This is a genomic window from Citricoccus parietis, from assembly GCF_042433045.1.
GTDB lineage: Bacteria > Actinomycetota > Actinomycetes > Actinomycetales > Micrococcaceae > Citricoccus > Citricoccus parietis.
The window spans coordinates 113277-135768 of the sequence record NZ_JBHLWH010000019.1 but is presented as its reverse complement, the minus strand read 5'-3'; the positions used below and the strand labels follow the sequence as shown (position 1 = coordinate 135768).

Genomic DNA, 22492 nt, shown 5'->3' with positions numbered 1-22492 from the left:
GGCAACACCCCGCGGCTGGTCGGCCAGTCACGGACAAGGGAACGTCCACTCGCTCGCGCGCCTCAGCCCGCCGCGCCATCCAGGTACCACCGGTATCTCAACCGCAGGGCCCGCTCGGTACTGCCCGCCACGGCTCCGGCCCCGAGGGTGATCGTGAGCCACAGCGGCAGCTGCACCGGCGAGACGAAGGTCCCGATGCTCTCGGCCACCGGCGGAATGGCGGTCAACTGCTCAGCCAGCTCCAGCAGGACCAGGACGACCCCGATGCCGATCAGGATCAGGGAGATCACGCCGATCCAGCGGCTCCACACCGGGTGAGAACCATCGAAGCGCGCACGGCGCCCCTCGGCGGAACGGGGGTCCGGGACCAGCTGGCGGGCGGCACCATCCTCGGTGACATAGTGGCAACGCCTGAGCCCGAAGGCGCTCGTGGCCACCTCGATGACCCCACCGAGCACGGGGAACACAGCGGGCGTCTTGGACTCGGCGTGGAGCCGGCCGTCGAGGTAGAGGCGGGCCATGACCTCGCCGGTCTTCGCGTCACCGAGATAGCCGACGCTCACGGCATAGTCCACCGGCCGGCCGTCCTCGCCGGTGATCCGCAGGTGCATGAGGCCGCGGTTCAGCAGTTGCCACCAGCGAAAGCGCTTCAGGGGACGCCCGTCGCCCGGTTTCACACGCTTGGTCAGGCGATCCCGCCGCCAGTCCTGGAACATGCCTTGCCCTCCTCCGGCGCCGGGCCGGCGTCGTGCTGATGACGATTCCGGACGCTCTGAGCCGCCCCTGTAGCACGCCGTGTTAGTCCTGCGTTGAAACAGTAACACAGCGTATTGGATGAGTGCGAGAATAGGCCGATGGCATCCAAGGACGCAGCAGACATCGGCACTCGCGGGAGGATCATCATCGCGGCCGCGGAAATGGTCTCTGAGGACCCGAGAGCCCGGCTGAGCGTGCGCGCCGTGGCCGCGCGGGCCGGCATCAGCACCGGCTCACTCCGCTACCACTTCCCGACCCAGCGCGAACTCCAGGACACGGTCCTGCAGACCATCTACGAAGTGGTGGCGCCGGACGACCAGATCAAGGATCGCTCGCTGCCGGCCCGGGACCGCCTGGTCGGCTGCCTGCGGAACATCCTGGCACCGGCCGGCGTCGGGCAGGAGGCACGAGACGGCTGGGCCACCGTCTTCCGCACGTTCATCGCTCCGGAGCCGACCGACGAGTCCGATGCGGCGTATCAGGCCATCTGGCGAGAGGCACAGCACCGCGTGGAGTACTGGCTCTCCGTCCTGGCCGAGGAGGGTGCCATGCCCGCCGGCGACCCGTCGGCCCGCGCCCGGTTCCTGATGACGGTGGTCAACGGCCTCTCGATCGAGCGCGCCCTGCCGGCGGACGCCTCCCTCCTGGCCCATGAGACCGCGACCCTGTACCTGGCCGTGGATGCGGTGCTCGCTTCACCGCTGCCTGACCCGGCAAACGCCACGGACGACGGCGGCGCCCCACCTCCGCGAGGTGGGGCGCCGACGTCGTGCTCCTGACTTTGGGGGCTTTCCCATCGATGGGGAAGGCACCCGAAGCGGGGGCGAGGACCGCTCAGGCTAGATGATCAGCCCTTGTAGCCGGTACGCCAGCCACCCTGGTAGGACTCACGGGCCACGGCGGAGAACGGAACCGGGGAGACCGTGGCGGAGACCTCGGTCTGGACGTGCGGCTCGACGGTGGTCTTCTGGGTGCCGCCGTCCGGCTCGCCCCAGATGACCTTCAGCTCGGCGCCCTCGGGGACGTCCGGGTTGATGGTGGCCAGGGAGAGGGCGCGCTTCTCATTGGCGGAGTAGCCGGTGAACATGGACACGCCGACCACGTTGCCGTCGGCATCCACCACGGCGTCGTAGTTCGAGGAGCCGTAGTTGGCCAGCGGCAGGTCGAAGTACTTGAAGGGGGTGCCCTCCGTGTCATACAGCGAGGACTGGATGCGCTTGATGTCCTCCGGATCCCAGGCCAGGGTGACCTTCTTGCGCTGGGCGGCCGGGTCGATCTTCTCGAGGGCCTCGCGGCCGATGAAGTCGTGGTCGAACTTCACAAAGTTGCCGTAGCCCAGCTCCCACGGGTTGAGGTAGTAGTCCTCGATGTTGTCCGAGACGAAGGAACCGGCCACGGCGTTGTTGGCCTCGTAGGAATCGGCGCCCAGCCACTCGCGGTACTCGGCCATCATGCCGTCGCCGGTGTAGATGGCGGGCAGCGGGGACGGGATCCAGCCGGACTCCAGGGTGTTGGACGGGTAGGCGCGGGAGCCCACCGGCAGCATGCCGAACTCGGCGCCGGCGGCCAGGATGGCCTCGCGGATGCGGTCGTAGTCGGCGTAGGGGCCCCAGATCTCCAGGCCCGGGGCGCCGGACATGCCGTGGCGCAGGGTGCGGACCTGGGTGCCGTCGATGTTCATCCAGGACATGTTGAAGAAGCCCAGCTGCTCCAGCTTCTCGCCGTGCAGCTTCTCGATGATCTCCCAGGCGCGGGGGCCCTGGATCTGGAAACGGTAGTACTCGCGGTGCACCGGCTTGCCCATGGGACGGGACGGGGAGCGGCGGTCCTCGACGATCTCGAGGTTCGGGTAGTCGCCGCGCTGGGCCTGGAAGAGCATCCAGTTGGTGACGGGGGCGCGGCCCACGTACACGTACTCCTCCTCTTCCTGGCGGAACAGGATGCCGTCGCCGATGACGTGGCCGGCCGGGGTGGTGGGCACGTACTGCTTGGCCTTGTTCACGGGGAACTTGGCCACGGAGTTGATGGCGGTGTCCGAGATCAGCTTAATGGCGTCCGGGCCGCGCAGGATCAGGTTGTCCATGTGGTGCGACTGGTCGAACAGCACCGCGGAGTCACGCCAGGCGCGCTGCTCCGAACGCCAGTTGGAGAACTCCGGGGCCACCACGGGGTAGATGTAGGCGCCGATCTGCGAGTTGCGCAGGTGGTCAACCACGTTGCCGGACGCGTCCAGCACGTCCTGCAGGGACTTGGTGTTTGCAACGGTTTCGGTCATCGAAACGGTCCTTTCTGGGTTTACTGCCGGGGCGACCGCGTAGACGGGGTGATCCGCACCACACGAGGTTCACTCCACAACATATACCTATGACGATAGGTATGTCGAGACCTTTCTTCCGGCGCGATCAATGCGCCGGGGCTACGCTCGGACCATGAGCGAAGAACCGACCGACCGCACCGCCGCCCTGCCCACGATCGGCCTGGACGGACCCATCGATCCGGCCACGGACGGCGTCAGCTTCCACACGCGCAAGTGGGTCAAGCCCGAGGACCTCAACGCCAACGGCACCCTCTTCGGCGGCTCGCTCCTGCGCTGGATCGACGAGCAGGCCGCGATCTACGCCATCATCCAGCTCGGCAACCACCGCAGCGTGACGAAGCTGATCTCCGAGATCAACTTCGTCTCCTCCGCCGAGCAGGGGGACATGATCGAGATGGGCCTGAAGGCCACGCACTTCGGCCGCACCTCCCTGACCATGCGCGCCGAGGTCCGCAACATGATCACCCGCCAGGTCATCCTCACCATCGAGAAGATCGTCTTCGTCTCCCTCGGCCCGGACGGCAAGCCCGTCCCACACGGTTACACGGACATCACCTACCACCGGGACCGGCTCCCCCTGCAGAACCGCGGCTGATCCCGCATCACACACCAGCGCCCGACGCCGGCCCTCGCCGCTCCGACGCCGCTCACCAGCGGGAGGTGGTCGACAGCGCTGGCCGGGGTGAACCCGTGGACAGCCGAGCCCGGCAGGCAGATGATGGAAGCAGTAGAAAGGAGACGTCATGCGTGAAGCGGAGCAGGATCCGACCACCACGTCCAAGACCGTCACGGTCACGGAGACAGTGACGACCACCGATGCAGACCTGGCCAACCAACTCGTCGCCGACGCCACGAAGGCCCAGGTGAAGTACGAGCAGGACGACGAACGGGCGGACGGCTGGGGCAAGGACTCCTTCCCGGCCTCCGACCCGCCGCAGAACTACTGATCGGACTCGCGTCAAGCTACACCAGTCCTGTCCGGCCACAGGGATAATCCTTGTGACTGGGCAGGTCTGCTGTGGCGCGTGGGCCGGGGTTGCTGTGGCCCGCGGTCAGGGCTGCTGGCGGCGGCGCGTGAGTCGCCCGTGCCCGACGCCGGCGCCTACAGTCCCAGCGCGGCGATCCCGCCCAGCGAGATCGCGAGGATGACCACCGTGGAGAGCAGCCCGAGCAACACCGGCCGGTAGCCGACCCGGACAAGGCTCTTGAGGTGCACCCCGAGGCCCAGGGCGAACATCGCCGCGGACAGCAACACTGTCTGCAGGATCTGGACCACGTCCAGGACCGCCTCGGGCAGTACCCCGGTGGTCCGCAGGACCATGGCCGCCACGAAGCCGAGGACGAAGAGCGGGACGATCGGCGGGCGCTTCGCCGTGGTCGCGGCACCACCCTGCCGCCGCAGGTAGATCGACACACCGGCCGCCATCGGCGCGAGCATCAGCACCCGGGCCAGCTTCACGGTCACGGCGATCGCGAGCGCACCACCACCCACCGCCCCGCCGGCGGCCACCACCTGCGCGACCTCATGGGTGGAGGCCCCGATCCAGATCCCCAGCGTCCCCTCCGGCAGGCCCAGCAGCCCGCCGAGGAACGGCATCAGCGGGATCATGATCGTGCCGAACAGCACCACCAAGGCGATGGCGGTGGCGACCTCCTCCTCCTTGGCCTTGGCCACCCCGTCCATGCCGGCCACCGCCGCCGCGCCGCAGATGGAGAAGCCGGAGGCGATCAGCAACCGCTGGGCCGGAGAGATCCCCAGCCGGGCGCCGATCCACAGTGTCCCGAAGAACGTCACGGCCACGGACGCCACCACCACGGCCAGCACCCCGAAACCCAGGTCCAGCACCGAGGTCAGGGACACCTGCAGCCCGAGCAGCACGATTCCCGTGCGCAGCAGCCTCTTGGCCGAGACCGCCACCCCGGGCGCCAGCACCGCCGGCACCGGCGCCAGGTTCCGCCACAGCGCCCCGGCCAAGATCGCCACGAGCAGCGGGCTGATGCCCGGCAGCAGTTGCGCCAACCCCCAGGCGAGCCCCGCCCCGGCGAGGCAGACAGCGAGACCGGGCGGGGCCGGCGTCGGGAACCGGCGGAGGCCCCGCCGCGTCTCCGGCAGGTCCGCAGGGGTTGAACCGCGCTCGCCACCGGCGCCGGGGATCGGCGTGGATGCTGCGGCGCGGGTTCGGATGCTGTCAGAAAAGGGCACCCCTCGACGATTCCAGCACCAGCGGACCGGCAGTAGCCCCCGCCTGACCAACACGGCCATATGATGCTGATATGTCCAACGCAGCAGAGGAAAACCCTCAGCAGAGCCGCTTGCCTGCTCCTCAGCAAGTCCCGCAGCACACCCAGCAGCACGCACCCCGCGCTCCGCACATCGACTCATGGCTGAACCTGACCATGCTGCGACTGCTGGTGGGCGTCGCCGACCACGGGAGCCTGAGTTCATCGGCCCGGGCGGCGGGGATCGCGCAGTCCAACGCCTCCCGCTCCCTGAGGACGCTTGAGCGGCGGCTGGGCTACACGCTGCTGTGCCGGTCCACCCGCGGCTCGACGCTGACGCAGGAGGGCGTGCTGACGGTGGAGTGGGCACGCGAGGTGCTGGACGGCGTGGACCGGCTGTCCGCGGGGGCTGACGCCCTGGCGCACCGGGGGCAGGAGGAGTTGGCGATCGGGGCGAGCATGACCATCGCCGAACACCTGCTGCCCGGCTGGATCGGGGCCTTCCGCGCACGGCGGCCGGGCGTGGCCACCCAGCTGCGGGTGATGAACTCGGCCCACGTCATCGAGGCGGTGACGGCCGGGACGGTGGCGCTGGGCTTCGTGGAGACACCCGACCTGCCGGCGGACCTGCGCGCTGTCACGGTGTTCACGGACCAGCTGGTCGTCGTCGCCGGACCGGGGCACCCGTGGGCCCGCCGCGCTGAGCCGCTGGACCCGGCCGAACTCGCCACCACCGCCCTGGTCGAGCGCGAGGAGGGGTCAGGAACCCGCGCCTTCCTCGACCGCCTCGTGGACGACCACCGCCCCGCCCCGCTCGTGGAGCTCAACAGCAACTCGGCGATCTGCCAGGCGGTGGTGGAGGGCATCGGTCCCGCCGTCCTGTCCCGCCTCGCCGTGGAGGGCTACCTGCGCTCCGGCCAGCTGACCGAGATCCCGACGCGTGGGCCACGGCTCGACCGCATCCTCCAGGCCGTGTGGCAGGGCCGGCTGTCCGACGGCGGCACGGCAGCCGAGTTCCTCGAGGTCGCCCTGGGCGGTGGCCGGGGAAGATGAATCCCCGCTATCCACCGCTGCGGCTTGAGCCCTGGCGTTGACCTACCCCTCGCAAGATTCCCGGTGATCCTGACTATTCCCGGTCATGATCACCGGGAATAGTCAGGATCGGCGGGATAGCTGCCCTGGGTCCATGGCGTCCGGCGGTGCTCCTCCGTACCGTGAGTGGGGAAGTGCAACCGGTATCGAACGGAGGAGGACGCATGCGCGCAGTGATCGTGGCAGCCAAGGGCGCCGAGGCAGAGGTCAAAGAGGTGATGGAGGACCAGCTGCTGGTCGGCGTCGGTGAATCCGGCACCGTGGAGCTGGACGTGCTCTACTCCAGCTACAACTACAAGGACGGCATGGCCATCAGCGGTGGCGGCCGGGGAATCCTGCAGAGCTTCCCGATCATCCCGGGGATCGACATCGTCGGCACGGTGAGCCACTCCGAGGATCCGAACTGGTCTGCCGGGGACACCGTGGTGCTCAACGGGGATGGCATCGGCGAGTCCCTCCACGGCGGTTTCGCCACCCGAGCGCGGGTCCGGCCCGACGCCCTCGTGAAGCTGCCCGAGTCGTTGAGCCCGGAGCGCGCCGCGGCCATCGGCACCGCGGGCTTCACCGCCATGATCTCCGTGCTGCACCTGGAGGACGCGGGGGTGACCACGGAGTCCGGTGACGTGCTGGTGACCGGTGCCGCGGGCGGGGTCGGCTCGGTGGCGGTGTCCCTGCTGGCAGGCAGGGGCTACCGCGTGGTGGCCTCCACCGGACGCGTCGAGGAGGAAGGCGACTACCTCCGCAGCCTCGGCGCCGCCGACCTGATCGACCGACACGAACTCTCCGACGAGCTGGGCAAACCCCTGCAGTCCGAGCGGTGGGCCGGTGCCATCGACGTGGCCGGCAGCACCACCCTGGCCAACATCATCGCGCAGACGCGGTACGGCGGCACCGTCTCGGCGTGCGGCCTCGCCCAGGGGATGGACCTCCCGACCTCCGTCGCGCCCTTCATCCTGCGCGGCGTCACACTCACCGGCGCGAACTCTGTCAATGCCCCGCAGGAACTGCGGCAACGGGCATGGAACGCGCTCGCCTCAGAGTTGGACCTGGAGAAGCTGGACGAGATGACCACGACGATCGGCCTGGAGGACACCATCCCCTACGCGGAGCGGATCCTGGCCGGACGCACGCGCGGGCGCACCGTCGTCGACGTCAACGCCTGAGGGTCACGCTCGCAGGTCCTGACGGCAGAGGCCTCACTGGCCCCCAAAGATTCCCCTCGATCGTGAGGATTCCCGGTGATAATCGACAGGAATCCTCACGATCACGGGGAATTGCGACAGGGATTCAGGCGAAGGCGGCTGCCCCCGCCTCGGCCACGGTCTGGTCCTGTTCGCCAGTGCCGCCGGAGACGCCCACGGCCCCGAGCACCTCACCGCCGCCGTCATCGGTGCCCTGCTCGGGGCCATGACCCAGGAGGTGGGCGGCATCCCGGTACCCAGCCAGACCGGATTCCTGGTGGCCCTGCTGTGTGGTGCCGGTGCAGCGCTGGTGGCGGCCGCAATCGCCGCGGTGATCCCGGTGCGGGGTCCGAGCCGCCACCCGGCTCATTGACCGCCGCAGCGACTGGCGACAGTGATTGACCACAGTGATGGCGTTTGGCAATGCAGGATGATCTGGCCCCTGACGTCACACAGCCGCAACCTTCGCCCGGAAGGCGCAGTCGGGGGCTCCACAGGCCGGTGAACTATCCTGTGTGTCGGCGTATGACGGCAGGAGCGCACACAAAACTACGCTTTAACCGGTCACCACCCCCTTGACAACAGGAGCACCACCCATGACTCGCAACCGCAACCGCGCACTCTCCCTCTCTGCCCTGGCCCTGGCCGGCGCCCTGGCCCTGGCCGCCTGCGGCGGTGGGGAGTCAGACGCCGAACTGGGCTCCGAGGAGAATCCGGTCCAGCTCGGCGTGGTGGGCGCCTCCGAACCGTACTGGACCACCTATGAGGAAGCCGTGGAGGCCGAGGGCATCGCGTTGGAGATCGTGGACTTCACCGAGTACCCGCAGCTCAACCCGGCCACCGCCGAGGGCGAGCTGGACATCAACCAGTTCCAGCACATCCAGTACCTGGCGGACTACAACGTCTCCGCCGAGGATGACATCCAGCCGATCGGCGCCACCGCGATCTACCCCATGGGCCTGTACTCCGAGAAGTACGACTCGGTGGACCAGATCCAGGAGGGCGAGACGGTGATCGTCCCCAATGACACGGTGAACCAGGCCCGCGGCCTGCTCGTGCTGCAGTCGGCCGGGCTGATCACGCTCCAGGATGGCGGCAACGCCTCCTCCACTCCGGAGGACATCATCGAGGAGGAGTCCAAGGTCCAGGTCTCCGCGCTGGATGCCGCCGTGACCGTGACCTCCCTGCCGGATGTCGCCGCCGCCATCGTCAACAACGACTTCATGAATGACGCCGGCCTGACCCCCGAGGACGCCATCGCCGAGGACGACCCCGAGGACCCGGCAGCCCTGCCCTACGTCAACATCTTCGCCACCAAGGCCGAGGACAAGGACAACGAGGTGCTGAACAGGCTGGTGGAGATCTACCAGACCAACCAGGACGTGCTGGACGGCGCCCAGGAGTCGGCCGGCGGCTCCGCGGTGTTCCTGCAGACCCCGGCGGCGGAGCTGCAGGAGTCGCTCACGACCACGGAGGAAGCCCTCCGCAACGCAGGCTGATCCCCGGACCCCGGGCCCGACGCCGGCCGGCACCTTCCGCTGGGAGGCGCCGGCCGGCGTCGGGCGTGGTGGGCACGTCAGTGCCCGGTCAGAAGGTGCCCGAACCGAAGGAATTGCAGGACAATCACCCCATGCCCCACATCGCTCTGAAGGACGTCACCAAGGAGTATCCCGCGCCGCAGCGCGGTGATGCCCCGACCGTGGCGGTGGACCGTGTCAGCCTCGAGATCGAGAAGGGTGATGTCTTCGGCATCATCGGCTACTCAGGCGCGGGGAAGTCGACCCTCGTGCGGCTGATCAACGCCCTCGAGCCGGCCACCGCCGGCTCGATCGAGATCGACGGGACGGACATCACCCGGCTCTCCGCGGCCCGGCAGCGCCAGATGCGCACCGGCATCGGGATGATCTTCCAGCGCTTCAACCTGCTCAGCTCCCGCTCGGTGCGCCGCAACGTGGAATACCCGCTCGAGGTCGCCGGGATGGGCAAGGCCGAGCGGAGGAGGAAGGCGCTCGAGCTGCTCGACTTCGTGGGGCTGGCGGACAAGGCCAGTGCCTTCCCGGAGCAGCTCTCCGGCGGTCAGCAGCAGCGCGTCGGCATCGCCCGCGCCTTGGCCGCGGACCCGCCCATCCTGCTCGCGGACGAGGCGACCTCCGCCCTGGACCCCGAGACCACGGACGAGGTCCTGGACCTGCTGGCCAAGGTCAACCGGGAGCTCGGCGTGACGATCGTGGTCATCACCCACGAGATGGACGTGATCGCCCGGATCGCCACCAAGGTCGCCGTGATGGACCGCGGCCAGGTGGTGGAGGCCGGCGAGACCTACTCCGTCTTCACCAACCCACAGACCGCCACATCCAAGCGCTTCGTGCGCACCGTGGTGCGCAACCTGCCCACCGGAGACGAGCTCACCGAGCTGCGCGCCCAGCACGAGGGGCGGTTCTTCACCATCTCGTTCACGGATGAGGGGGCCACCGAGGCCCGCGTCTTCGGGGCGCTGGCGCGCGCCGGCGTCGACTTCAACCTGGTGTACGGCGGCGTGGACTCCATCCAGGGCCGCGTCTACGGGCTGCTGACGATCGCCGTGCGCGGGGACGCCGCGGCGGTGGACGAGGCGATCTCCTCCATCGGATCCGGAGTCACCGTCGAGGAGGTGCACGCATGACCATCATCGATCAGATCACCGAGCTGATGCCGACGCTGCTGGAGCAGACCGGCATCATGCTGTGGATCGTCGCCCTCGCCCTCGTCTTCGGCGGGATCTGCGGCCTCATCCTGGGCCTGCTGCTCTACGTGACCCGCAAGGGCGGAATCATGCAGCAGCCGGTCGTCTTCTGGGTCATCAACATCGTGGTCAACACGTTCCGGCCCGTGCCGTTCATCATCTTCATCGCTGCCATCCAGCCGTTGGCGCGGCAGGTGGTGGGCACCGGCATCGGCTCCGACGCCGTGGTGTTCGGCATCTCGATCGCGGCCAGCTTCTTCATCGCCCGGCTCGTGGAGCAGAACCTGATGGCCGTGGATCCCGGCGTGATCGAGGCGGCCCGCGCCATGGGCGCCAGCCCCTGGCGCATCGTCCGCACCGTGATCCTGCCGGAGGCCCTGGGCCCGCTCGTGCTGGGCTACACCTTCGCCATCGTCGCCCTGATCGACATGTCCGCCGTGGCCGGCATCATCGGCGGTGAGGGCCTGGGCAACTACGCCGTCTCCTACGGCTACCGTCAGTTCGACCCCGTGGTCACCTGGACCGCCCTGTTCATCATCGTGATCGTGGTCCAGGTCATCCAGGCCCTGGGCAACATCCTGGCCCGCAAGATCCTGCGGCGGTAGACCGAGCGTCCACACTCAGCCCTCCTGCCGAGCCACAGTGTTGATCACTGTGGCTCGGCTCGTTAACGGTGGCTGGTGACGTCGTGGCGACTTGAATTTTACAGGTGTAAAGTTCTCTCTCGTCAGTCACAGAAGCAGGAGTCACGGATGAGCGAGCAGTCGTCAACGGAGCATCGCGAACAGCAGCAGGACCAGCCCCCGGTCCCGGTCCCGGTCCCGCCAGGACGGTCACTGGCACCCTTGGTGGACGCCGTCACGGCGATGCTGGACGAGAGCTCCCAGCGCGGCGCCGACCCTGCCGACCCCGCCGCCCTCAACGTCGCGGACATCGCCCGCCGCGCCGGCGTCAGCCGCCCCACGTTCTACAAGTACTTCAAGGACGTCCCCGCCCTGGTCCGCGCGGCCGCGCTGCAGCGGATGGAGGCCACGTTCGAACGCGTGCCTGCGGTGGAGCTCGGAGACACCTGGACCATCTTCGTCCGGGACACCTTCCAGACCCTGCTCACCGACCTGGCCGAGCGCCGCCGCTTCTACCTCTCAGCCCTCGCCCTGAACCCGACCGACGTGGCCAGCGACTTCATCCGCTACATCTCCCACCGACTCCTGACCCACTCCCCCCTCGGCCCGATCATCCACCGCGGCAGCGGCCCGGACACCGCCGCCGAGCGCGCGGAGTTCCTCGCCGCCGGCACGGTCTGGCTGGTGCAGCAGTGGCTGGCCTCCTCCACCGACCCTCTCGGCGAGGTCCCAGAGATGGTCGAACGCCTCTCCGCCCTGCTCCTGTCCAGCTCGGGCGCCACGGAGCAGGAGATCGCCGCGGTCCGCGAAGCCCAGCCCGCCCCAAAGAGGAACGCCTGATGGCCCAGCACCGCAAGACCACGCCCACCTACCACCTGAGGCACGACGCCGGCCGGCCGGCTTTCACCCGCCCCGCCACCTCCGCTGCCCCTCCGGTCGAGAGCATCCCACCCGCCGCACCGGAGACACCCCGGAAAACTGCGGTCCAGAAGTACGGTCCCATGGCCTGGTTCGGCGTGATCCTGCTGGCCCTGGCCATCATCCCGTCCCTGTACTCGGGGCTGCTCACCAGTTCCAACATGGATCCGACGGGCCACCTCGATGCGGTGCCGGCCGCCGTCGTGAACCTGGACGAGCCGGCCGAATCCTCAGGCGAGACCATCCACCTGGGCGAGGACCTCACGGAGGAACTGGTCCACCCGGATGAGGACTCGGACAACCTGGACTGGCAGCCCATGGATGAGTCCGAGGCACAGACCGCCCTGGAGTCCGGGGACGTGCTGGCCGTGCTGACCATCCCGGAGCAGTTCTCGGCGCACGCGGCCGGACTGTCCACGGGCGAGGCGGCGGACGCGGAGCAGTCCACGCTGCGCATGCAGACCAATGACGGCGCGAACATCATCATGGGCACCATCGCGAAGACCATCGGCGAGACCGCGTCCAGCACGGTGGCCGAGGGTATCGGCGAGGAGTACGTGAAGAACGTGCTGCTGGGGTTCACCGAGGTCCATGACGGCATGCAGGAGGCCGCCGACGGCGCCGGGCAGATCGCCGAGGGTGCGCAGGATGCCGAGAGCGGCGCCGGTGACCTGGTGGTCGGCATCGACCAGCTGGCGAACGGCTCCGTCACCCTGGACAGCGGGGCCCAGCAGCTCGCGAAGGGTGCTGCTGCGGCCGATGTCGGCAGCCAGGAACTCGCCCAGGGCGCCTCCTCGGCGAACGACGGCGCGCAGCAGCTCAGCTCGGGGCTCGGCCAGATGCGGTCCCAGACCGAGTCCCTGCCCAGCCAGACCCAGACCCTGGCGGACGGGGCCGGGAAGGTGGCCGCCGGCGTCGGGCAATTGGACCAGGGGGCCACCGTCCTGGAGGATGCGGCCAGCGGCCTCTCCGGCGGAGCCGGGCAGTTCGCCTCGGGCGTGGATGACGCCGTGGCCGGCGCGCAGCAACTACGGGACAGCGCCGGCACGGTTGTGACCGGCGTGCAGCAGGTGCAGGGCGATGCGTCCTCTCTGCAGGAGCGGGTCGAGAACCTGCAGGCCGCCTACGATTCGATGACCGACGAGGAGCGCCAGGCCGCCCTCGCCGAGCTGTCCTACGGCGCGGGGCAGGTCACGGCCGGCGCCGAACATGCCGCTGCCGGGGCGTCCACGGTGAACGAGGGGCTCGGCGGGATCGTCGGAGACTCCTCCTCCGGCTCGGGACTGACCGGCCTGCAGGACCGCGTGGACGAGATCGCCTCCGCAGCATCCACGGCCACCGCCAAACTCTCCGCAGTGGCGGACAACATCCACACCCTCTCCGACGGCGCCGACCAGGTAGCCGCGGGGGCCCAGACGCTGGCGGACAGCTCCGGCACGCTGACGGACGGGATCTCCACGGCGGCCACCGGAGCGCAGACGCTGGCCGACGGCACCTCGCAGCTGAGCGACGGCGCCGGCCAGCTGGCCTCCCAGATGCCGGCGCTGTCCTCCGGCGCGCAGGAACTGGCGGCGGGCAGCTCGGAGCTGTCCTCCGGCCTGGCCACCGCGGACAGCGGTTCGCGTGAACTCGCCTCCGGCCTGGGTGAACTCTCGAGCGGATCCGGACAGTTGTTCACCTCCCTGCGGGACGGCACGGCGGACGTGCCGAGCTATACAGACGAGGACGCCTCCAGCATCGGCTCCGTGGCCGCCCTGCCGGTGAGCGCGGACATGGAGCGCACCAACGAGGTCCCCTCCTACGGCTACGGTCTGGCCCCGTACTTCATGGCCCTGGCCCTGTGGGTGGGCGCCCTGGGCTACTTCCTGATGCGCCCGGCCGTCCGCGAGCAGATGATCGCCGACGGCAAGCCGCTGTGGCGCGTGATGCTGCGCTCGGCGGCCCTGCCGATGCTCATGGGCGTGGTGCAGTCCCTGCTGATGGTGTCGGTGATCGTGTTCGGCCTGGACCTGACCCCCGCCAATGCCTGGGGGCTGGCGGGCTTCGCCCTGCTGACCTCGGTGACGTTCATGGCCATCAACCAGGCGCTGATCGCCCTGCTCGGCCCGCCCGGACGCTTCTTCGCCCTGGTGATGATCGTGCTGCAGCTCTCCGCCGCCGGCGGCACCTATCCCGTCCAGACCGCGCCCGCGTTGTTCCAGGCGATCCACCCCTGGTTGCCGATGACCTACGCGGTGGAGTCCTTCCGGTCGTTGATTGCCGGCGGATCCATCGGCGTGGGCCAGGGCATCACAGTGATGCTCGTGTGGATGGGCGTTGCGGTGGCGATGCTGGCCGTGGCTGTGTGGCTCAAACGCCCGGCTCACCGCCCGTAGCGGTCCGGGCGCTTCCACGGCCAGTCGGCGGCGATCCACTCCACGACGGCCTCCGCCAGCTGACCGTCCAGATGGGCGTGGCTCGCCCGGACCCAGGACTGCACCGAGACGTCGAATCCCTCCCTGTCCGGCGGGTAGAGGTAGACGCACCCGATGACATCCCCGTCCGCCGGGTCCAGGACCGTGTAGGTGAACCCCTTCTTCGCCGGGAAGTCAGCGGCGTGCCGTTCCAGGTCCTTGAGGTTTCGCTCGAGCGAGTACCCCTCCGGCGGCGGCCAGTTGCCGTCCGGATAGCCGGGCGTGGACCGGATGTGCTCCACGCTGGACATCCACGCATCCAGATCCGCCTCATTGTGCTGCGGGCCGAGGGGCTCCAGGCGGAAATCCTCGGTGACCAGTTCGGTGGGTGGGTCGAAGTCGGCAGGGACAAGACGGTCGGAGGCCATGGCCGGAGGCTAACGCGCCACGCGATGCCTGACCAGATGTCACGGACCCTGCCATGCGCCCCAGACCACCACCTCGCCGGCACTCCCGTCCACAATCACGCGGGGTCCGCCCGCCAGCAGGTCGGCAGTGCCGTGACTGGCATCGTTGCGATCACCGGGTGTGGTGGTGCCGGCGGCTACTGGGTCTGGTGCGCCCTGCGGCGCCGCAGGATCACGAGCGCCGTTCCCAAGAGGATCAGCAGCACGCCGAGGCCGATGGCCCAGGCGAGATTCGATCCGGTGTTCGCGAGCGTCCCACCGTTCAGGTTCTCGGTGGGGTCAACGTCACCAGCGTTGCCGCCGTTGCCCGCTGAACCGCCGGGGCCTGCGCCGCCACCAGGGCCGCCGTCTGCGCCATCCCCAGATCCGTCAGAGTTACCCGGCCCATCCGAACCGCCGGGTCCAACTGAACCTCCGGGCCCGTCCGAGCCGACGGCGACCGCGATCCTGGCCGAGGCCACGTCCGCATCCTCCTGGACCACCACGACGTCGTACGCACCCGGTTGGATCGACGGTGGAAGCACGGCGTCGAGCCCGAAGGCGCCGTCCGCTGCGGCGGTACCCGTGCCCAGCTCGATCGGCTGGCCGTCGGGCCGGACTGCTACAGCCAGGCGGAAGCCCGTCGCGCCGACTTCTCGGACCCCGGCCTCATCAACCCGGCGCTCCCCGGAGTCTCCGACAGCGCGGAGCTCCACGGTGTAGCCGGTGTTCGCTGCGAGGCCCGAACCGGCCACGTTCACGTTGCCACCGGGGACGAAGTCGCCGGAGACGGTGATCGAGGCATCCGGCAAGGGGGTTCCGCCTCCATCGTCCGGCTCCGCCACCGTGACCGTCACGGAGGATGAGCCCGCCGACCAGCCGGCGGAGTTCTGCGCGCGGACCGTCACGGGGTAGTCCCCCGGTTCGAAGCCGGCCAGCTCCACGGACAACCGGTCCTCGGGAACCGTGACCGTCTGGTCACCCACGGTGACCTCGAACGCGGTGAGGGGCGCGCCGCCGTCGTTCTCGGGCTGGGTCCAGGCCACGGTCACAGCGTCATCCTCCGCAGAGGCGGAGACGTCACGCGGTTCTCCCGGCGCCGTCACGTTCTGCTCAGTCACGGTGAAGGTGCTCACCGGCGTGCGGGTGACGTGGCCGGCGGCATCCTCAAGGTCCGCGTACCACTCGTACTCAACGCCGGGGACGGCGCCGGTGAGCGGCATCCGGATCTTCTCTGCACCCACGCTGTTCTGGGGATCGCCCAGCTGGACGGGCTCACCCACGGCGAGCGAGAGCGAACCGGTCTCGAGGGTGCGCTCGGTGCTGCCACCGAGGTCAAGCTCGATCGCGAAGTTCTCCGAGTCGGTGCCGTGGAATCCGGGCACGTTGTCCGGGTTGATGGGCTGGCGCCAGTTCCCGTCCGAGGTGGCCTTGTCCAGCAGCGGGGAGTACGTGTTCGCGTACAGGATGCCGTTCTCGGCGTCCACGCTCAGGTGACGCAGGTACTCCTGGCCACCGTAGACACGGCCCTGGTAGTCGGTCAGGATGCCGTGCACCACCGAACCGTCCTCCCGGATGTGGCTCGCCACTCCGGTACCGGTGATGTGCCCGCCGAGCACGAGCTTCACGTTCGGGAACGGATCGATGAGCTGGTCCATGAGGTGGTCATTGGCCCAGCTGTTCTCCCCCATGTTGACGGACTGGTGCGAGGCCAGGATCACGTTGTGGTCCGGGTGGTCCTCCAACACTTGCCGCGCCCAGCCGAGCCCCGGGTCCTCGGCATGGTCGGCCGAGAAGAAGCCGACCGTCAGCACCAGGAGTTTCGCGCCGTCGACCTCGCCCGTGTAGTAGTAGTTGTCGATGTCATGGCTGCCCCCGAAGGTCCAGGGGGTGCCTTCGAGGCTGGCCTCGAATCGCTCCGTCGGGTAGTACTTCTGCAACATCACCCGGTTGTTCCGCGGATCGCTGTAGTCGTGGTTGCCCCAGGAGACGAGATACGGCAGGCCGGCCTCATCCAACTGGCCCATGCCCTGCTCCGCGTTCTTGAACTGGTATTCCTGCGAGAGGTACTCGCGGTTGACGAGGTCGCCGGCGTGGACCACCAGCTGCGTGTTGCGGTCCTCGGCGCGGTCCACCACGTACTCCACCTGGTCGGCGAAGAGCTGCGGCGTGGCCTGGGTGTAGAGCTGGGTGTCCGGGATGTGGTCGAATCCCCAGTCGAAGTCCGCCTTCGAGGGTTCGGCGGTGTAGTCGCGGGAATCCTGGAAGGGGTCCTCGGCCAGGCCGCGCCACACCAGCAGGGACACGGTGTTGTCGCTCGAGATGGCGTTGTCCTCATCGGAGGCAGTGATGTCCAGCTCGAAGGACTCGCCCTCAGCATTGGATCCGGTGTCCTTCAGGGTCCACGCGTCTGCGGCATGGTCCCAGACGTAGGCCGAGACGCGGCGGTCGTCGCCGGTACCCGCCCACGCGAAGTGCAGTTCTGATTCCCCGGCCTGCTCCTCGGTGAGTTCGATCTCGTAGATCTGGTACGGGTTCTCGTCCTCACCCACGGTGGTGGGCAACAGCTCGCCGCTGACCTCACCGCTCGTCGGCGTGAGCTCCACCGGTGTCCGGTCCCCGGTCGAACCGGTGCGCACCGTGGTGTTGTCACTGCCGAGGGGCACGGTGGCGTTGGAGTAGAAGGTGGTCTCGAGTGCCTCGCGGTCATCCGATTCCGGGGCAACGGTGAGTCCCACTTCGGCGTCCGCGCCGGAGACCTCGGCGGAGTTGTCACTCACCTCGGGGCGGGCCGGGGCCACGGTGTCCACCACCTCGAGCCGGACCGAGTCCTCGGACTGTGAGGCATCGGCTTCGGCACGGATCGTCAGCTCCTGGGAGCCGAGGGCGTTGACCGGCACCGAGACGGTGAATGTGCCGGCGTCCACCGCCTCACGGAATACTTCCTCGCCCGCCACGGTGGCGACAAGCTCGGCGCGGTGGGAGACCGTGCCGGTCACGTCCGTGAGCCCGGCTTCGAGCTCGGTGCCCTCGGTGGGCGTGCCGATCGCGAGCGTCACCGCTTCGGCATCCCGGGAGACGGGGTCCCCGAAGCTCACGGCATCACCGAAGTAGTTGCTGTAGCGGAACGATTCGAAGTCGGGCGTGAACGGGATGCCCGCGATCTGCACGTCCGAGATGGTGCCGGAGAAGGGGCTGGCGAGGGTGCCGTCGTTGGTGAAGTAGTCACCGATGGTGGTGAGGACGTCCGGGTCACCGAAGGTCGAGCGGTACTCGAGCATCTGCGCGTGGACCTCCTGGCCGTCCATGAACACGCTGTAGGTCATGCCGTCGTACGTCTGGGTGATCAGGTGCGGCTCGCCGTCTGCCTCGAAGCCATCCGCATCGAAGCCGAAGTTGTGCTTCAGGTCGGCGTTGTCGAACTCGTAGCTGTTGCCCTGCAGCCGGGTGCCGATCTCGTTCGAGCCGGGCTTGACGCCCTGCCAGAACGTGGACTGGCCGTCCTCGGTCGTGGATTCCTTGGCGACGATCGGCGCGTCATCGGTCAGAGCGTTCAGCTGGCTTGAGGTCACCGAGACCACCGAGCTGATCGAGATACGATCCTGCTGGCCGCCCACGTCACCGGGGTACTGCAGGCGGGTGGCGCCGAACTGGGCCCGGCCATCGCCGCCCTCGACGGACAGCTCCAGCGGATCGCCCACGATCGCACCCTGGTTGTCGCCGGTCGAATCCACGAGGGGTTCGCCGGCCTCGACTGCACCGGCGCCGGCCCCGAAGTGCTCCACGAGGGCGTAGTCCTCGTCCCACACGGCAGCCGGGTCATGCTGGCCCTGATCGGTGCCGTAATAGGCCCAGATCGTGGTCGCTGCATGTGCCGCCAACTCCGGCACCCGGACCCAGACGACCGAGGTGCCGTTCGGGTCCCAGCTCTCCACCTCGTAGGGCAGCTGGACGCCGTCCTGTGTGGTGAAGGCGATCCGGTCCGGGTTCTCCTCGCCGGCGTTCTCGATCTCGAGCCGGACCGGGGAGTCTTCGAAGTCCGAGCGGGTGCTGTTGGTGATGCTGACCGTCTGGCGGTCGGTCGCATCCGTGGCGGCCCAGGCCACCTGCTCGCCGTCGGTGGACACTGCGCCGGTCAGGATGCGGAGGCGGGCCTCGCGTTCCTCGAGCGCCTCAAGGTTCGCCAATCCGCCTTGCTGGGCGGAGCTGAGGGCGTCGACGCCGGCGCGCACCTCGGCCACGGCCGTCGCGTCCTCGGCGGTGAGGGCATCGGCTGCGGGCAGGGCCTCGATCTGCGCGTCGACCGGTTCGATCTCGCGGTCGATGCCGAAGCTCTCGAACAGGCGGGGGCGCCCCTGGTCACGGATGTCGTAGACGTTGACGGTGAGTTGGCCGTCGGTCACGTCAATCGAGACGAAGTTCTCGGTGTCCTCCCGGCCGGTGCGGTCGAAGAGCTGCAGGTAGGCCTCGAGGTCGATGCCGGCTTCGGCGGTTTCGGCCTGGTCGTAGTGCTTGGCACCGGCCGTGTTGGGCAAATAGTAGATGGTGCCGTCCGGGCTGACCGAGTACTCGATGCGCTTGCCGTTGACGATCTCGGTGATGACCTCCGTCTCGACGACCGCGGCTTCCTCGACGCCCTCCGGGTCGTGTTCCAGGACCTTGGTGCGGCTCATCACGTGGTCATGGCCCTGCAGCACCAAGTCGATGTCCAGTTCGTCGATGACCGGCACGAGCTGGTCCCGCATCGCGATGATGTCGGCGTCGTCGAGGTGATTGGCCGTGGTGTAGAGGCCCTTGTGCATGGTGACGATGATCCATTCGGCACCGTTCTCCCGGGCCTGGTTCACGTCCTGGCGGAGCCACTCGATCTGCTCGTCGGAGACGGCTTGGGACCCGTCCTCGTTGGTGTTGAGCACCGAGATATGGGCCTTGTTGTAGTCGAACGAGTAGTACGCACCGGTGGCGGTGTCCTGGCCGTTCGGGGCCTCGAGCATGAAGTGGTCCACGAAGGAGTTCGTCGCCTCGTCATGGTTGCCGGAGGCCGGTGCGATGGTGGTGTCCAGCAGGCTGTCCTGCGAGGCACCGAACAGATCGATCCAGTCCTGCTCCCGGCCACCCTGTTCCACCACGTCACCGTTGTGGACGAGGAACTCAGCCCCGGGGACGGTCTCCTGCGCCTTGCGGATCGTGTCCGCGGACAGATCGGCCTCATCGGCGTTCTGGGACTGCGTGTCCGTCAGGTCGAGGAAGGTGAAGTCGGAGTCACCGTCGCTCGTGGTGAAGGTGCCGGTGGCGCTCCAGATGCCCAGGCCCGGATCGCCCACGCGATAGTAGTACCGCTCATCGGCCGCCAGGTCCGTGGCCACGGCCTGGTAGAGGTTCTCGCCGTGCTGGCTGTTCCGCTGGGTGGCCTCCACGACGGCGGGATCCTCGAACTCGCGCGAGGTGGAGACCTGCACGGAGCCCTCCTCCCCCAGGTCCGCGTACCAGGTGAAGGCGCGCTGGGTCTGGGAGTCACCGTAGAAGGTGTTGGTGATGCGGTTGGGGCGGTCCCCATCCATGATGAAGAGCGGCACGGGGTGGCCGAGTTCGGCATCGAAGAACCAGTCCTCGTTGAAGTCCCAGCCCAGGTCCTCATAGGTGGCCTGCTCGCCGAGGGCGGCGGCAGTGGTGTCCGCGCCGTTCTGGCCGGTGGCTGTGCCGGAGACCGCAGCACCGGAGACGGGGATCTCCTCGTTGGCGAGGTTGTTCTCCAGCACCGGCACACGGTAGTCGCCCTCGGTCTGGTGATAGCCGAGGATGCGGCCGGCGAAGCCGGGCACCGTGCCCGAGTAGACGACCTCGCCCGAATGGGCGACGTTCTCGGCGATCTGGGTGTTGTTGCCGCTGCCGGGGTACGCGACGATCAGGCCGGCGTTGATGCCCCGGGTGCCCGCGCCGCCGTCGGCCAGGGTCTCGAGGGTAGCGGTGACGATGTTCTCGCGCGCCGCGCTCTCGTCATGGATGTAGGAGGCGACGCCGGCCGGCATCTTCTTCGCGGTGATCTCACCGTCCACCCAGTTGTTGCGGACCGTGCTCTCCCCGCGGAGTTCGGCGGCCAGGCCGGCGACCTTCTCGGCGCCCGGGGCGTTGAGCTCCGCGTCGACGACGCTGACGCCTTCAATGGTCGCGTCGGTGGCGATCACGGCGACGCCAGAGACGTAGTCGCCTTCGTCCGCTTCGCCTGCCGGCCGGCCCTGCGCGGTCACGCCCTGGAGTTTGAGGTCGCGGACGGCGCCACCGTCGAGCTCGCGGATGAGGCCGAGGCGGTTCGACGACTCACTGGGGGCGTAGTCGAGGTTGGAGATGGTGTGACCCTGGCCCGCCAGGGTCCCGGCGAAGCGGTCGATGCCGGGGAAGGCCTCACGGTCGGTGAAATCGAGGTCCGCGGTGAGGATGAGGTGGGTGGCCTCGGTGTAGATGGGGTTCTCGCTGTTGAGCTGTTCGGCGAGGAACTCGAGGTCGTGTTCGCTGCCGACCTCGAACGGGAATTCCTCCGTGCCCTGGCCCGCGAGGGAGTACGTGTACTTCGGCACGGGGTGCCCGAGGGTTTCGTCGAAGGACCAGTGGTTGGCGAAGTCCCAGCCGAGGTTCTCGTAGGTGGCCTGCTGGGCGAGTTCGGCCGCGGCTACGTCCGTGCCGTGCTGGTTCTTGGTGCCAGGACCAGTCACCGCGTCCCCGGAGATCGTGATGGCCGAGTTCGCCAGGTTGTCCTCGGCCGTCCAGCCGTCGTAGCCGGTGTAGCCGACGATGCGTCCGGTGAAGCCGTCCACCTTGCCCTCGTAGGCGATGGATCCGTCCAGGGCCACGTTGTTCGAGATGACGCTGGCGTTCGGGTTGCCGGGGTACGCGACGATCAGGCCGGCGTCATTGCCGCGGTTGCCCTCGGCGCCACCGGGTGTCAGCATCTGCAGGTCCGCGCTGACGAGGTTGTGCGTGACCGTGGTCTGGTTCTTGATGTAGGCGGCGATGCCGGCGGGCATCTCGTTGGCCGTGATCGAGCCCTGCACGACGTTGTTGGTGATGGTGCCGCCGTCAGCTTCCGCTACGAGGCCGCCAGCCTTCTCGCCGTTCGGCGCGGCGAGCTCGGCGTCGAGCACGGAGCTGCCCGTGATGGTGCCGCCCTTGGAATAGACCGCCAGGCCGGAGACGAAGCCGGTGCTGGAGCCGTTGTCCCCGCTGACGCCGTCCAGGGTCAGGTTGGTGATGGTGCCGCCGTTGAGGTCTCGGACGAAACCCAGGTGGTTCGAGTCCGTCCCCTCTCGGGTGTACTCGATGTTGCTGATCGAGTTCCCGAGGCCGTCCAGGGTGCCGGAGTACGCGGTGATGCCGGAGAAGGCCGGCTGGCCTTCCAAGTCGATGTCCGCGACCAGGTCAATGTGCGAGGCGGCGTAGCTTCCGGAGTCGCTGTTGATCGCCTCAGCCATCGCGAAGAGATCCTCGGGGCTGTCCAGCTGGTAGGGGTCAGCGGAGGTACCAGTGCCGTCCACACCGTCCGGCGCGGCATGGGCCGCCATCGGCATCATGGGCACGCTCAGCGCCGCGATCACCGCCCCGACCATCGCGATCCTGCCGACGTTCTGCCGGCGTTGTGGCTGCGTCACTGCTGTCATTGGATGGCGTCCCCTACGCTGTTCAACTTTCACGGCTGGACTCACGCGAGTCACTCGTGCCCCGGTGAATCGAAAGGGCAACGTGGGACATCACACCGTTAGCTCGTGACGTGGGAGGGCCGCTTGCTTTGCGGGAATGCGCCCATCGGATGAACCGTGTGTGAACGAGGCC

Annotated in this window: 16 protein-coding genes; 10 read left to right on the top strand and 6 right to left on the bottom strand. The window is 68.5% G+C overall.

Annotated elements, in window-relative coordinates:
• Positions 1-62: 62 nt before the first annotated feature.
• Positions 63-716: a hypothetical protein gene (locus ACFFIO_RS06950; RefSeq protein ID WP_378040866.1), complete on the bottom strand. Its 654-nt coding sequence runs from the start codon at positions 714-716 to the stop codon at positions 63-65.
• Between the two features lie 138 nt (positions 717-854).
• Here ACFFIO_RS06950 and ACFFIO_RS06945 point away from each other — a divergent pair, with 138 nt between their 5' ends.
• On the top strand, positions 855-1535 hold the full coding sequence (locus ACFFIO_RS06945; RefSeq protein ID WP_378040865.1) for a TetR/AcrR family transcriptional regulator: 681 nt from the start codon (positions 855-857) through the stop codon (positions 1533-1535).
• Between the two features lie 68 nt (positions 1536-1603).
• On the opposite strand, the gene ligM is transcribed toward ACFFIO_RS06945, so the two are convergent.
• Positions 1604-3031 carry a vanillate/3-O-methylgallate O-demethylase gene (gene ligM, locus ACFFIO_RS06940; RefSeq protein ID WP_378040864.1) on the bottom strand — a complete coding sequence of 476 codons (1428 nt, stop codon included), beginning with the start codon at positions 3029-3031 and terminating at the stop codon, positions 1604-1606.
• 154 nt (positions 3032-3185) lie between these two features.
• Here ligM and ACFFIO_RS06935 point away from each other — a divergent pair, with 154 nt between their 5' ends.
• Both ACFFIO_RS06935 and ACFFIO_RS06930 read left to right on the top strand, forming a co-directional pair.
• Positions 3186-3668 (top strand): acyl-CoA thioesterase, encoded by a 483-nt coding sequence (locus ACFFIO_RS06935; protein WP_366218049.1) that lies wholly within the window; start codon positions 3186-3188, stop codon positions 3666-3668.
• Between the two features lie 148 nt (positions 3669-3816).
• A complete protein-coding gene (locus ACFFIO_RS06930) occupies positions 3817-4020 on the top strand; it encodes a hypothetical protein (protein ID WP_378040863.1) in 204 nt (67 codons plus the stop codon).
• A 155-nt stretch (positions 4021-4175) separates the two neighbouring features.
• Here the strand turns inward: ACFFIO_RS06930 and ACFFIO_RS06925 are convergent, their stop codons facing one another.
• Positions 4176-5276, bottom strand: a complete 1101-nt coding sequence (locus tag ACFFIO_RS06925) for a YeiH family protein (protein ID WP_378040862.1) — start codon at positions 5274-5276, stop codon at positions 4176-4178.
• 71 nt (positions 5277-5347) lie between these two features.
• Between ACFFIO_RS06925 and ACFFIO_RS06920 the strand changes: the two genes are divergently transcribed.
• On the top strand, positions 5348-6346 hold the full coding sequence (locus ACFFIO_RS06920) for a LysR family transcriptional regulator (protein ID WP_378040861.1): 999 nt from the start codon (positions 5348-5350) through the stop codon (positions 6344-6346).
• Positions 6347-6549: 203 nt separating this feature from the next.
• Positions 6550-7548, top strand: a complete 999-nt coding sequence (locus ACFFIO_RS06915; protein WP_378040860.1) for an MDR family oxidoreductase — start codon at positions 6550-6552, stop codon at positions 7546-7548.
• Between the two features lie 124 nt (positions 7549-7672).
• Here ACFFIO_RS06915 and ACFFIO_RS06910 read toward each other — a convergent pair whose 3' ends face one another.
• Entirely contained in the window at positions 7673-7927 is a 255-nt protein-coding gene (locus tag ACFFIO_RS06910) for a heme-binding protein (RefSeq protein WP_378040859.1), read from the bottom strand.
• 235 nt (positions 7928-8162) lie between these two features.
• Between ACFFIO_RS06910 and ACFFIO_RS06905 the strand changes: the two genes are divergently transcribed.
• From ACFFIO_RS06905 to ACFFIO_RS06885, 5 genes are all read left to right on the top strand, one after another.
• Positions 8163-9065, top strand: coding sequence for a MetQ/NlpA family ABC transporter substrate-binding protein (locus ACFFIO_RS06905; protein WP_378040858.1), 903 nt, complete (start codon positions 8163-8165; stop codon positions 9063-9065).
• A gap of 131 nt (positions 9066-9196) precedes the next feature.
• Positions 9197-10228 (top strand): methionine ABC transporter ATP-binding protein, encoded by a 1032-nt coding sequence (locus ACFFIO_RS06900; protein ID WP_378040857.1) that lies wholly within the window; start codon positions 9197-9199, stop codon positions 10226-10228.
• A gap of 5 nt (positions 10229-10233) precedes the next feature.
• Complete coding sequence (locus tag ACFFIO_RS06895) at positions 10234-10893, top strand: methionine ABC transporter permease (RefSeq protein WP_378040892.1); 660 nt, start codon at positions 10234-10236, stop codon at positions 10891-10893.
• Positions 10894-11040: 147 nt separating this feature from the next.
• On the top strand, positions 11041-11751 hold the full coding sequence (locus ACFFIO_RS06890; protein WP_378040856.1) for a TetR/AcrR family transcriptional regulator: 711 nt from the start codon (positions 11041-11043) through the stop codon (positions 11749-11751).
• Complete coding sequence (locus ACFFIO_RS06885; RefSeq protein ID WP_378040855.1) at positions 11751-14204, top strand: YhgE/Pip family protein; 2454 nt, start codon at positions 11751-11753, stop codon at positions 14202-14204. Before ACFFIO_RS06890 ends, ACFFIO_RS06885 begins: the two co-directional genes overlap by 1 nt.
• On the opposite strand, the gene ACFFIO_RS06880 is transcribed toward ACFFIO_RS06885, so the two are convergent.
• Together ACFFIO_RS06880 and ACFFIO_RS06875 are read right to left on the bottom strand one after the other, a co-directional pair.
• A complete protein-coding gene (locus tag ACFFIO_RS06880) occupies positions 14192-14650 on the bottom strand; it encodes a GNAT family N-acetyltransferase (RefSeq protein WP_378040853.1) in 459 nt (152 codons plus the stop codon). The genes ACFFIO_RS06885 and ACFFIO_RS06880 overlap by 13 nt on opposite strands.
• A gap of 176 nt (positions 14651-14826) precedes the next feature.
• The gene (locus ACFFIO_RS06875) at positions 14827-22311 is read right to left on the bottom strand and encodes a DUF2341 domain-containing protein (protein WP_378040852.1); all 7485 of its coding nucleotides are present in this window, start codon (positions 22309-22311) and stop codon (positions 14827-14829) included.
• Positions 22312-22492: the final 181 nt, after the last annotated feature.

What these genes read in the sequence shown, in the direction of transcription:
- ACFFIO_RS06950 (WP_378040866.1), bottom strand. Translation starts at nt 716, where the DNA reads ATGTTCCAGGACTGGCGGCGGGATCGCCTGACCAAGCGTGTGAAACCG.
- ACFFIO_RS06945 (WP_378040865.1), top strand. Translation starts at nt 855, where the DNA reads ATGGCATCCAAGGACGCAGCAGACATCGGCACTCGCGGGAGGATCATC.
- ligM (WP_378040864.1), bottom strand. Translation starts at nt 3,031, where the DNA reads ATGACCGAAACCGTTGCAAACACCAAGTCCCTGCAGGACGTGCTGGAC.
- ACFFIO_RS06935 (WP_366218049.1), top strand. Translation starts at nt 3,186, where the DNA reads ATGAGCGAAGAACCGACCGACCGCACCGCCGCCCTGCCCACGATCGGC.
- ACFFIO_RS06930 (WP_378040863.1), top strand. Translation starts at nt 3,817, where the DNA reads ATGCGTGAAGCGGAGCAGGATCCGACCACCACGTCCAAGACCGTCACG.
- ACFFIO_RS06920 (WP_378040861.1), top strand. Translation starts at nt 5,348, where the DNA reads ATGTCCAACGCAGCAGAGGAAAACCCTCAGCAGAGCCGCTTGCCTGCT.
- ACFFIO_RS06915 (WP_378040860.1), top strand. Translation starts at nt 6,550, where the DNA reads ATGCGCGCAGTGATCGTGGCAGCCAAGGGCGCCGAGGCAGAGGTCAAA.
- ACFFIO_RS06905 (WP_378040858.1), top strand. Translation starts at nt 8,163, where the DNA reads ATGACTCGCAACCGCAACCGCGCACTCTCCCTCTCTGCCCTGGCCCTG.
- ACFFIO_RS06900 (WP_378040857.1), top strand. Translation starts at nt 9,197, where the DNA reads ATGCCCCACATCGCTCTGAAGGACGTCACCAAGGAGTATCCCGCGCCG.
- ACFFIO_RS06890 (WP_378040856.1), top strand. Translation starts at nt 11,041, where the DNA reads ATGAGCGAGCAGTCGTCAACGGAGCATCGCGAACAGCAGCAGGACCAG.
- ACFFIO_RS06885 (WP_378040855.1), top strand. Translation starts at nt 11,751, where the DNA reads ATGGCCCAGCACCGCAAGACCACGCCCACCTACCACCTGAGGCACGAC.
- ACFFIO_RS06880 (WP_378040853.1), bottom strand. Translation starts at nt 14,650, where the DNA reads ATGGCCTCCGACCGTCTTGTCCCTGCCGACTTCGACCCACCCACCGAA.